General features: G+C 48.8%; 10 protein-coding genes. 4 read left to right on the forward strand and 6 right to left on the reverse strand.

The window, feature by feature from the left end:
* Positions 1-30 precede the first annotated feature (30 nt).
* The 5 genes from FYJ45_RS23650 to FYJ45_RS23670 form a co-directional block, all read right to left on the reverse strand.
* On the reverse strand, positions 31-423 hold the full coding sequence (locus FYJ45_RS23650) for a GNAT family N-acetyltransferase (protein WP_195841952.1): 393 nt from the start codon (positions 421-423) through the stop codon (positions 31-33).
* Positions 398-1726 (reverse strand): DUF3440 domain-containing protein, encoded by a 1329-nt coding sequence (locus FYJ45_RS23655; RefSeq protein ID WP_154467489.1) that lies wholly within the window; start codon positions 1724-1726, stop codon positions 398-400. Before FYJ45_RS23655 ends, FYJ45_RS23650 begins: the two co-directional genes overlap by 26 nt.
* Positions 1719-3161 carry a DEAD/DEAH box helicase gene (locus FYJ45_RS23660; protein ID WP_235930985.1) on the reverse strand — a complete coding sequence of 481 codons (1443 nt, stop codon included), beginning with the start codon at positions 3159-3161 and terminating at the stop codon, positions 1719-1721. The genes FYJ45_RS23655 and FYJ45_RS23660 overlap by 8 nt, the downstream gene beginning before the upstream one ends.
* A gap of 2 nt (positions 3162-3163) precedes the next feature.
* On the reverse strand, positions 3164-4357 hold the full coding sequence (locus FYJ45_RS23665; RefSeq protein WP_154467490.1) for a hypothetical protein: 1194 nt from the start codon (positions 4355-4357) through the stop codon (positions 3164-3166).
* A gap of 484 nt (positions 4358-4841) precedes the next feature.
* Positions 4842-5645 carry an AraC family transcriptional regulator gene (locus FYJ45_RS23670; protein ID WP_235930986.1) on the reverse strand — a complete coding sequence of 268 codons (804 nt, stop codon included), beginning with the start codon at positions 5643-5645 and terminating at the stop codon, positions 4842-4844.
* A gap of 271 nt (positions 5646-5916) precedes the next feature.
* On the opposite strand from FYJ45_RS23670, the gene FYJ45_RS23675 reads away from it, so the two are divergent.
* Both FYJ45_RS23675 and FYJ45_RS23680 read left to right on the forward strand, forming a co-directional pair.
* Positions 5917-7047 carry a glycoside hydrolase family 27 protein gene (locus tag FYJ45_RS23675; RefSeq protein WP_154467492.1) on the forward strand — a complete coding sequence of 377 codons (1131 nt, stop codon included), beginning with the start codon at positions 5917-5919 and terminating at the stop codon, positions 7045-7047.
* A complete protein-coding gene (locus tag FYJ45_RS23680) occupies positions 7047-7238 on the forward strand; it encodes a hypothetical protein (RefSeq protein WP_021635694.1) in 192 nt (63 codons plus the stop codon). The genes FYJ45_RS23675 and FYJ45_RS23680 overlap by 1 nt, the downstream gene beginning before the upstream one ends.
* Positions 7239-7319: 81 nt before the next feature.
* On the opposite strand, the gene FYJ45_RS23685 is transcribed toward FYJ45_RS23680, so the two are convergent.
* The gene (locus tag FYJ45_RS23685; RefSeq protein ID WP_195841953.1) at positions 7320-8342 is read right to left on the reverse strand and encodes a LacI family DNA-binding transcriptional regulator; all 1023 of its coding nucleotides are present in this window, start codon (positions 8340-8342) and stop codon (positions 7320-7322) included.
* Positions 8343-8565: 223 nt separating this feature from the next.
* Here FYJ45_RS23685 and FYJ45_RS23690 point away from each other — a divergent pair, with 223 nt between their 5' ends.
* On the forward strand, positions 8566-9540 hold the full coding sequence (locus FYJ45_RS23690) for an ABC transporter permease (RefSeq protein ID WP_154467494.1): 975 nt from the start codon (positions 8566-8568) through the stop codon (positions 9538-9540).
* A gap of 10 nt (positions 9541-9550) precedes the next feature.
* A complete protein-coding gene (locus tag FYJ45_RS23695) occupies positions 9551-10468 on the forward strand; it encodes a carbohydrate ABC transporter permease (RefSeq protein ID WP_154467495.1) in 918 nt (305 codons plus the stop codon).
* The last annotated feature ends 191 nt before the right edge of the window (positions 10469-10659 follow it).

Consider the following 10659-nt stretch of genomic DNA (forward strand, 5'->3'; position numbering starts at 1 on the left):
TCCTCTGTTGTATGTATGGGTAATCCGGGATCAGTTTTCCATGGTAATATAGCTGCCCCGGCGGGAAAGGCGGTGAAAACCTCTTTCGTCCAGCATGGCGATGAGCCTGGGGTTGGAGGTGACCATGCGCACGGTGGGGAAGGAGCGGAGCATGTCCTCCAGCATGAAGGGGCAGACGCCATACTGACGGAAGGCAGGAAGCACATATACGCCGGATATGGCCGTGTGCCGTTCCCTTTCCTCATGCGCATAAAAGCCTGCAAGCTTACCGTTTGCGAAAAACAGGCACCATTCCTTTTCCTCGGTATTTACCAGATAGGGCATCTCGTCCCGGTATTTTTTTTCGGCAAAGAACTCGCCCATAATGGAATAAAAGGCGGCTTTGTCATAGTCTTCTTTAAACTCCCTCTTTTGCAAATTCATCTTCAATCCTCCCGGCAGCCTCCCTGAGCTGCTTATTTGTGGACTGGATATCCCGCCGGATGATGCCGGCATATTTCTTTTTCAGCTCAAACAGGCGTTTTACATCACCCTTGGTTTCACTGAAGCTGAGCCCTGACATCCAGAAGTCATTTTTTTCTATGGCGCGGGCAACGCGTTTCCAGTAAGGAGCCTGGCGGAAGCCCTGGATATTCCATTTATCGTCGGGCATGGCATCTGCGGTGATGCCGGCTTCCTTTTCCCACCAGGCCAGGAATTTTTTGATTTTACGGTAGTAGTGATCTCTTACCTCAGGAGCGTAGAGGCCCAGGCTTTCCAGGAGGAATACGGCGTACTGCTCCCAGGTCATGCCGTCGGGCTTTTCCGATTTAATATTCCCAAGAAGGCTGGTGCGGCAGTAGATGTTGCCAAAATTCACGCCCTCTACCCGGTAGAGCACTTTTTCCCAGGTATCCGGCTCCAGGGAGCGGAACTGATCCAGTCCCTTGCGCTGGTCGTCGCCGTAAGGTTGGCAGAGCCGCTGCTCGCTGATGGGCACGCCATTTTTGTACATCAGTTCATAGATGTAGTTGAATTTCAGGTCAAACCGGGCTACGGCGGTCCAGTCATCGGCGGCGGACCAGTCGTAGAGCGGGTAAAAATTATAGCAGTCAATCGGCTTGTCATGGATTTTGACCCGCGTGGTCCAGGGGTAATCCTGGAAACGTTCCTTGGAGGAGCTGATAATAGTACGGAACCGGTTCAGGCTTTCGTCGGAGCGGATGCCGATGCCGGCGGCTGCAGTGCCTTTGCGGGCGGTGCAGAACCATTGGGCGAAAAAGAGGATGAACTCTTCAAATTCCATGCCTCTTCGGAACCAGGTCCATTCTTCTGGGTAGCTGTCCTCCGTTACCATAATCACGTCCTCCCTGTCGGGGAGGGAGCGCACCCATTTTTCCTTCTGTTTCTTATCCCAGCAGATCCATTTGGGGCGGATGGCGGAGGCGGCGTTTCGCAGGGAAAGCGGCATGGCCACCCAGTACCAGGCGTCCACCACATCCGCCGTACAGCGAATGAGCTCGTCCACATGGTCGATGGTTGCCTGGTACTGGGCCTCCAGATCGATGTAAAGGATTGAGAATTTTTTCCCGGTCCGGCGGGCGGCGCCGGCGGCAAGCTGCAGCATGATGGAGCTGTCTTTTCCTCCGGAAACGCTGAAATAAATGTGATCGAAATTTTTATAAATGATATCGTACCGCTCCATAGCGGCTTCATATACGTTTTTGTCCCGGTATATTTTAGGCATGGCGGGGTTCCTCCAAATCATCGCAGTCCATTAGGCTCCGGCTTGGCTGCCGGTAAAATACCCATTCCGCGATTCCATTTTTGTTTTCCATGTTTTTAATGTCGTTTCTGAAGGCTTCCAGAAGCTTTTCCTTCCTGTACAGGCAGCTGAGGATTCTTTCGTCCAGGGTGTTATAGGCACAGATATCCCGGATGCGGATGTCCTGATCCTGGCCGATCCGGTGGATACGATCCTCGCTTTGCAGGCGGGTGGCCAGATCCCAGCCGTTGGAATAGTAGATGATATTATGGCAGAACTGCAGGTTAAGGCTGTAGCCCGCGCAGTCCCGGTTGGCAATGAGGAAGGTGGCGGATTCCCTGAATTCCTCCAGGTTACGGAGCCTTTTTTTCATAGGAAGGGAACCGTCAAAGCGCGCCACGTTTTCCGGGCCGTATTTTCTGGAAAGGATTTCACACAGCACATCGATTTCATAGGTATAGTTGCAGAAAATGATGTATTTGTTCCGGTTGTCAAGTACAGTAAGCAGGCGCTGCAGCCGGGGATTATCCGTAGGCTCCGCAAAAAAGGGCGAGGTTACGATATGTTCGTAGCCGGAAACTGCGCTTTTGCGGAAGTTCACACGGAAGCCGCTGGTTACGGCCTGCAGACCTGAAAACAGCCGGTATATGGTCTCAGGATGCATTTCGTTGAGGTGAAACAGCAGGGTGTCGGCCACGCTGTTGTAATGGGCGTTCTGTTCCGGGGTGAGCGGAAAGTAGTTAATGGTATATCTTTTATCAGGAAGCACGAGGCAGTCCTTTTTGGTAACCTGCACGGTGTAGGGGGATATTTTTCTGGCAAGATAATCCGTATTCAGACAACGGATGATTTTCTGCGGAATTTCCGGATCAAATTCAATGTGGTTGGCGGCGAAGGACCAGTAGGTTTTATAGCCCAGGATCCTCCAGTCAAGCACATGGAACTGCGCATACAGGTCGGCCTGGTTTTTGGAAATGGGCATACCGTTGAGAATCAGCTTGTATTCGCACCGTGAGGACAGCCGGTCTATGTTCTGTGTCCTGTAGGCGTAGGGATTTTTTATAAGAAGGCTTTCATCCACCACGAGGTAGCAGGCTTCCCGTTCGGTGAGCAGCTGGAGATAGCTGTTGGCATGAAGGCTTCGGGAAAGTGTCTCAATGCCGCATATGGTAATTTTCTCAAGCATTTCCCGGGGGGACTGCTTGATGAGCTCATCCTTCAGGTTCTGCTTGGTGGAACAGGGGCAGAGCCACAGGATGTGGGTGACCTTTCCGGCCTCCAGCCGGAGCCGGCAAAGCTCCAGCGCAGTGATGGTTTTGCCTGTGCCCTGTTCCATGAACAGGGCGCCCACCTTGACCTTTTTCAATTTTTCTACCGCATTCTCCTGGTAGTCCAGGAGCTTGTTTGTCAAATGCATAATCAGTCACTATCCGCCAGATCATCCAGAATGGCTCCGGAGGATTCCAGTATTTTGTGCAGGTTGTTGATATCTTCCGTCGGTTTTGGAGGCGCCGGGGATACGCGGGGCGCGCTGTCCAGAGTCAATCTGTAGGACTCGAGAAGCTCCCTGGCCTCCGGATCAAAGCGGAATCCGTACATTTCCGCAAAATCCTCCAGTTCCTCATAATGCGACGGCTCCAGGAAGATGCCGCCGGAGTGGAAGTTGGAGGTGGGTATTTTTTTCAGGTTCACAGAGATTTCCCTGGGCATATTGGGCGATATGGCAATGTAAAAGAAGCTGCCTTTTTTGCTTTTGCTGATCCAGCGTTTATGTTCAGGAAGAAAATTGCCGGTAATGGCCTGTTCACGGGCTTCGCGGTCCGCAATGGATACGGTGAAGCCGTTTTTGAGCAGAAGATTGCCAAGTTCGGCGGCACGGTCGCAAAAACGGCCGCGGCAGGCATTCAGCCTGCGGTACCAGCAGCTTCCGTTCCATTCATAATCCATATCCCGGATAATTTCCCGGAATCGGTCGTTTTTCTCATAAATGGCCAGGATCTCACTATCATCCCCCCTGATTTCCACGATGCCGGCGTACTGCGGAGCATGGGGGGCAATAATGGAATCCTTGGAAATGAAGCCGGGATCGGCGCTGCTTTCCTCCGGGCGGCACCATTTCTTCCATTCCAGATATTCGGGAAGAAGCTGCTCCAGGTTGCACAGGTCCTTGTTGAAACGGTTGTTAATCCAGTAGACTGCCTTTGTTTTTTCATGAATGAGATATTGGACGATTTCCTGAAATATCACAGGAAGTTCCCCGGCATTTAATTCCATGGGAGTCAGCGCTTCGTAGGTCATGCGCCTGACGACCAGATCGACATTCCGCGGGTTATCGATAAAAGCCTGCAGACGGGTCAGCGCTTCCACGCGGAGAGTTTCCGCCCAGGTCACCTGCTTTCGGCTGCCCTCAAGCGGCGGCAGCTCCATGCGGGCTGCGGCCTTCCTGGCAGCGGCGTTCTGCTTGTTCCGGCTTTGCAGCAGCGCTTCTCTGCAGCATGCCGGGCAGAGGCCGGAAAACTTGTACTCTCTCATTTTTTCCCTGTTCTTCAGAGGCCCGATAATGTTTATGTAGCCTTCATGCCCACAATAAAAAGTACCGGAATACCATGCCATATAGAGTTCCCCCTTTTATCCGTTTACCAAAATCCTACTTGTTTTGCGAAGCAAAATGCGGGCTTTCTGCGGGCAGAGGATTTTTCTCCCTGCCCCGGACGGATAATCTTTGCTGTATTACTGGTTTGCCTACCCTTCCATGCACATAGTTACCAGAGTTTCTACTACCAATTATTGGTAAATCTATTTTAATCCATCCGAAAAATATAGTCAATTGAATTGTAAAATACTGGAAGAGTTATCCCATCGTTTATTTTTTTGCCGGTTATTGAAAATTTTTACCGATGTTTTACTAAAATTAAATATAAAAATATACGTAATAAAATAGAAGATGAAATAAAAACAGGGAGCTTCTGTCAGCCGGTTGGTTACGGCCGGCGGAAGCCCCCTGCAGATGTTCATTTTATGTGATTCAGCCAGGCGGAAATGAATGGTAAGATTATATTGGAAGGATTACGCACTTGTATATCCGGAACAGCTGGTTTCAGCTGATTTGCGGCGGCTCCGCTTTATAGGCCGCCGGAGCCATTCCCGTATACGCCTTAAAGGCTCTGGAAAAATAAAAGGGATCGGAAAAGCCGCAGGAAAGCGCCGTGTTTTTCACGGAGAAGCCCATCTCCAGAAGTTTTTTCCCCTGCTCTAGACGGTAATGAGAAATATACCCATTGGGAGACACACCCAGTTTCCCGGAAAAAAGACGGTAAAGCGTGACCCGGTTCACATGCATGGCAGTGCAGAGCCGCTCCACGTTAAAGTCCGCCTTATGATAATTACCCTGAATCAGCAGCAGCGCGGTGGACAGCCGATCATCCTCCTTACGGGCGGGAACCTGCGGCGCCGGAAAAATATCCCCGTAAACACCAAGAATCGCCAGCAAAAGCCCGTTTGCCTCCCCTTTTCCCCGGGAAAGAAAATCCAGCCGCCCAAGCCTGTCAAACAAAGGAAGAATATCCTCTGCACCAATAACAGGAGCAACCGGCCAGGAAAAAGAGAATCCGGTACGTGATAAAAACCGCCCGATCTCCTTCCCCGTAAAATCCGCCCACGTATACTCCCAGGGGTCCTCCGGGTCCGGATAATAAAAAAGCTCCGTATAAGGGTACAAAAGGAAGCTCTCCCCCGCCGCAATCCGAAACCGTTTTCCTCCGCACTCCAGAAACCCTGCGCCCCGGATCACATAATGAATAATATAAAAAGCCCTGACCCCTGGCCCCCAGGAATGAAGATCCGAACAATCCTCCCGGCCATACCCCACAAGCCGCACCGTTTCCTCCGAATACCCTTCCAAGGTCAACCCTCCCTTCCTCGTTTTTGAATCTTTCAAAATGAACGAAAAGTACATGCTTTTGCAACTAAATTATATGGAAAGGTTCTTAAAATCCATTCTATAATAAAAATGTCCGAAGCCTGCGGCGATGCCGTGCCTTCTGTCTGCGGCAGGGATCGGCGGGGCGGTTTTCCAGCGGCTCCCGATCCCCGCCGCAGACAGAAGGCATGGCATTTACACAGCCTTCCGCACAGCTACATAATAACCCAACAGGAATTTGGAGGTCAATAGTATGGTTAAATTAACGCCGCCCATGGGCTGGAATTCATGGAATACCTTTGGAGAGAACATCAATGAAAAACTGATTTTTGAGACAGCGGATGCGATGGTGGAAGCAGGGCTTCCCCGGATGGGCTATGAATATCTGGTCATTGACGACTGCTGGTCCTTGCGTGAGAGGGATGAAAATGAAAGGCTTGTGCCGGATCCTGTGAAATTCCCCAACGGCATGAAGGCTGTTGCGGATTATGTGCACAGCAAGGGGCTGAAATTCGGCATGTATTCCTGTGCCGGAAACCTGACCTGCGCCGGTTATCCGGGAAGCTTTGAACATGAGTTCATTGATGCGGAGACATTCGCGCAGTGGGGCGTGGATTTCCTGAAATATGATTACTGCTATCACAGCCCTATCATTCATGGGCAGTACCTGTACAGGCGCATGGGGCTTGCCCTGGAAAACTGCGGCCGTGATATCCTGTTCAGCGCCTGTTCCTGGGGAGCGGATCAGACCCATGAGTGGATCAAGACCTCCGCAGCCTCCATGTGGCGTTCTACCGGGGATATCTTCGATACCTGGGAGTCCGTAAAGGATCTGGTAAAGCAGCAGGAGAAGCTGCATCCTTATAATGGCGTGGGCTGCTTCAATGATATGGACATGCTGATCGTTGGCATGTACGGCAATGGAAATGTGGGCCTGAAGGGTTGCAGCGACGTGCAGTACAAGACACATTTTTCCATCTGGTCCCTGCTTGGCTCACCGCTGATGATCGGCTGCGATGTGCGCAGTATGACGGAGGAAACGAAGAAGATTCTGGGAAATGAAGAGCTGATCCGTATCAACCAGGACAGCGCCTGCCGTCAGGCCTACAAGCTGCAGGGAATCTGGGCCGGGGACGATATGCTCATTTATGCAAGGCAGCTGGAAAACGGGGATCTTGCGATTGGCCTGTTCAATATGAGTGAGGAAAAGGCGGTTGCCAGATTTAACCTGGATGAAGTGGGCCTGGGTTTTTCTACAGGGAAAACACTGGAAATGAAGGAAGTGTGGAGCGGCGAGAGCATTAAAGTGAAGAACGCCACTGTTTCCAGGGAGCTTGCACCGTTTGACTGCGAGGTATTCCGGGCAAAGGTGGTTGATCTATAATGTCCGCGTGCTTTCAATGCGGTAAAGAGCTTACTTACAATGAAATCGGCGCATATAAAAAGTTCGTGAACAGGGGCGCGGCGGAGTTTTTGTGTAAAAGGTGCCTGGCCGGACGGCTGGATGTGCCGGTGGAGCTGATTGATCAGAAAATAGAGCATTTCAAACAGCAGGGTTGTACACTCTTTATTTAAAATAAAAAACGGCAGGTTAGCTGCCGTTTTTTTGTTGCCAGAAAAACCTGGGAAAACGTCGTTTTTATGCGGCTTTTTTAATTACTCATCTTCTACGTGGCGGGGGACGCCTACGGAAGTGCCGATCTTAAGTGATGCGGAGAGCGTGATGGAAATAGGAACTTCATCAGGATCTTCCAGTCTGCTGAGAATGCGTCTGGCTGCATAAATACCAAGCTGTTCAAGAGGCTGTGCCACTATGGTTAAGGGGGGATGCGTCACCCTGGACAGCCCCATATCGTCGAAGCCGATGAAGGACATATCATCCGGAATCCGGATATTCTGTTCTTTAAGGGCAATAAAGGAGCCCAGTGTCATATCGTAATTCGTGGGAAAGACAGCCGTCATGTTGGGATTGCACTTTAACAGATGACATAAGCTCTCGTATCCGCCCTCAACAGTAAAATCACTGTAGGCTATAAGACTGTCGTTTACCGTTATCCCGGAGGAAGCCAATGCCTGCCGATAGCCCTCCAGACGTTCCCGCGAAGTGGAATAGTCAGTGGGGCCGATGATCAGGCCGATCTGGCGGTGTCCCTGGTCGATAAGGCTCTGGACAGCCCTGCGGGCAATACTGGCATTGTCAATCAGGATATTGTCGATCTGTCCTTCCAGCCCGGAGATCATCCGGTCCAGAACGAGTACGGGAACTTTCTTCGATAATGCGGGTTTTAAGTGTTCTCCTGTTGCACATACAGGCATATTGATGATGCCGTCTACCATTCTTCCCAACAGAAAATGGATTAGCTCACGCTCAAGCGCGGCATCTGTATGGCAGTCACAGATCATGATACTGTAATCATGCTCCCGGAGGAGAGTCTCCATTTGGACAAGAATGTTTGTTATAAAAAGATTATTCAGATCCGGAATGATAACCCCGATAATATGTGACCGGTTCAGCTTAAATCCCCGGGCATACTCATTCACAGTATAATCAAGCTTACGTATCGCCTGCTCGATGGCAATGCGGTTCTTCTCGCGGAGTTTTGCGCCGTTCAGATATTTCGATATGGTGGCGGTGCTCAGGCCGGTTTCTTTTGCAATATCCTTCAGCGTAGCAGGCATAGTAATACTCCTCATAAAAAATTAAACGATTTACTTTTTGTTAATAATATCATCCAAAGGTTTTGGTGTCAAGAATAGAAATCTATATTTGATTCTAATAGTTTGAGGACTAAAAATAAAAAATATTAGTGCAGATTGCATAAATAAACTACTTGACAAAGCACATGTAGGATGCTAATTATATATATAACAATTAACATTTGGTAAGGAGGAGGAAATATATATGGCGGTGAAAGCTACCAGGGTAAAGGGGACGGCTATGTTAAACCAGCCGAATGCCAAGAAAAGTTTGGGGAAAAGAATATCTACGGAGGTAAAAAGGCACTGGCAGTTATATGTGATGTTAATTTTGCCTGTTACCTATCTGATTATTTTTGCCTATCTCCCTATGGGCGGAGCAATTATCGCATTTAAGGATTATTCCATCCGGGGCGGAATCTGGGGGAGCGACTGGGTGGGATTAAAACACTTCAAAAATTTCTTTACCACGCCGGATTTTAAGGTTTTGATGAGAAATACGCTTGCACTCAGTTTGTACAGCCTTGTAATCAGTTTTCCCATGCCTATCCTCCTTGCGTTGGCAATCAATGAAATGCGGGGGCGGCATTATAAGAAAGTCGTTCAGATGGTTACATATCTCCCTTATTTCATTTCCACAGTAGTGTTGGTAGGTATCATGCAGAATATTTTTTCGATCAGGACAGGACTGGTCAATAATATAATTACGGCATTGGGAGGGACGGCAGTTGATTTCATGGGAAAGCCGGAGCTCTTCAGAAGCCTGTATGTATGGTCGGGTGTCTGGCAGGGAATGGGATACAGCGCTGTTATTTATATTGCGGCACTTGCGAGTGTGGATACTTCCCAGGTAGAGGCGGCGATTATTGATGGGGCGGGCCGTTTCGCAAGAGTGTGGAATGTAGATATTCCCGCGATTATGCCAACAATTGTAATTCAGCTGATTCTGGCTGTAGGCAGTATTATGAGCCTGGGATTTGAAAAGGTATATCTGATGCAGAATCCGGTGAATATGCAGTTTTCCGAGATTATTTCCACTTTTGTTTATAAGCGTGGTCTTATCAATTTCCAGTATTCATATGCGACGGCAGTAGGATTGTTTAATTCCGTATGTAATCTGGTTCTGATAGTACTTGCAAATATGTTTTCTAAAAAAGTAAACGAGACCAGCTTGTGGTAAGGAGGCGGCTATGGCAAAGACAATAAAAAAGAAAAATATGTCTGTCCGGTATTATACGAAACCGAAGGATTACATATACATGGTGCTTGTGCATATTTTGTGCGCCGTATCTGTAATCTGCATCTTGATTCCATTGATTTATGTTGTGGCGGCCTCTTTTTCGTCGCCGAAGGCACTTCTTTCGGGCAGGGTTTTCCTGCTGCCTGTGGATTTTACATTGCGTGGTTATAAAATGCTTTTAAAGCATGAACTGCTTGTAACCGGATTTTGCAACTCCCTTTTATATACGGTGGTGGGTACTGTGATTAACCTGGTTATGACAGTGCTGGCGGCTTATCCGCTGTCACGTAAGGATCTGGCGATCCGTAATCCGGTTATGCTTTTGTTCACTTTTACCATGCTTTTTAACGGCGGTATGATTCCCACCTATATTCTGATTAAAAACCTGGGAATGCTTGACACCATCTGGGCACTGGTAATACCGACCTCTATTTCGGTCTGGAACCTGATTATTACCCGTACCTATTTCCAGTCCACAATTCCCGGAGAAGTGCAGGAAAGCGCCAGCGTGGACGGCTGCGATGATTTTACCTTCCTGATTAAAATTGCAATTCCTCTTGCGAAGCCGATTCTGGCTGTGAATGTCCTGCTGTATGCGGTAAGCCACTGGAATTCTTATTTCAATGAAATGATGTATCTGAGTACGAATACCAAGTTCCCGCTGCAGCTTGTCCTGCGGGAGATCCTGGTTAATATGGGCACGGCAGGCATGACGCTTGATGTTACGAAACAGCTGGAGATGCAGGAAACGAAATACCTGCTGCAGTATTCAAGTATTATTGTGGGTTCTGTGCCGGTTATGCTGCTTTATCCTTTCGTTCAGAAATATTTTGTAAAAGGAATTATGGTAGGGGCGATTAAGGGGTGAGACTTGTTGGGCTGTGGTCTGAACATTTCATTTACCAGGAAAACAATGGAGTGTCAGAATAAATAAAAAGTCCAGCTAAGAAATGTCAATAGGTAAAATGAAAAATGTTTACAAAGTTTTTTTCAAGCAGCTGATGTAAAAAAGGGTAACCTTAATAAACCCATTGCCATGGGATTTTAAAATGTAATTCA

It is taken from the genome of Eisenbergiella porci (assembly GCF_009696275.1).
Lineage (GTDB): Bacteria > Bacillota > Clostridia > Lachnospirales > Lachnospiraceae > Eisenbergiella > Eisenbergiella porci.

What these genes read in the sequence shown, in the direction of transcription:
- FYJ45_RS23650 (WP_195841952.1), bottom strand. Translation starts at nt 423, where the DNA reads ATGAATTTGCAAAAGAGGGAGTTTAAAGAAGACTATGACAAAGCCGCC.
- FYJ45_RS23655 (WP_154467489.1), bottom strand. Translation starts at nt 1,726, where the DNA reads ATGCCTAAAATATACCGGGACAAAAACGTATATGAAGCCGCTATGGAG.
- FYJ45_RS23660 (WP_235930985.1), bottom strand. Translation starts at nt 3,161, where the DNA reads ATGCATTTGACAAACAAGCTCCTGGACTACCAGGAGAATGCGGTAGAA.
- FYJ45_RS23665 (WP_154467490.1), bottom strand. Translation starts at nt 4,357, where the DNA reads ATGGCATGGTATTCCGGTACTTTTTATTGTGGGCATGAAGGCTACATA.
- FYJ45_RS23675 (WP_154467492.1), top strand. Translation starts at nt 5,917, where the DNA reads ATGGTTAAATTAACGCCGCCCATGGGCTGGAATTCATGGAATACCTTT.
- FYJ45_RS23680 (WP_021635694.1), top strand. Translation starts at nt 7,047, where the DNA reads ATGTCCGCGTGCTTTCAATGCGGTAAAGAGCTTACTTACAATGAAATC.
- FYJ45_RS23685 (WP_195841953.1), bottom strand. Translation starts at nt 8,342, where the DNA reads ATGCCTGCTACGCTGAAGGATATTGCAAAAGAAACCGGCCTGAGCACC.
- FYJ45_RS23690 (WP_154467494.1), top strand. Translation starts at nt 8,566, where the DNA reads ATGGCGGTGAAAGCTACCAGGGTAAAGGGGACGGCTATGTTAAACCAG.
- FYJ45_RS23695 (WP_154467495.1), top strand. Translation starts at nt 9,551, where the DNA reads ATGGCAAAGACAATAAAAAAGAAAAATATGTCTGTCCGGTATTATACG.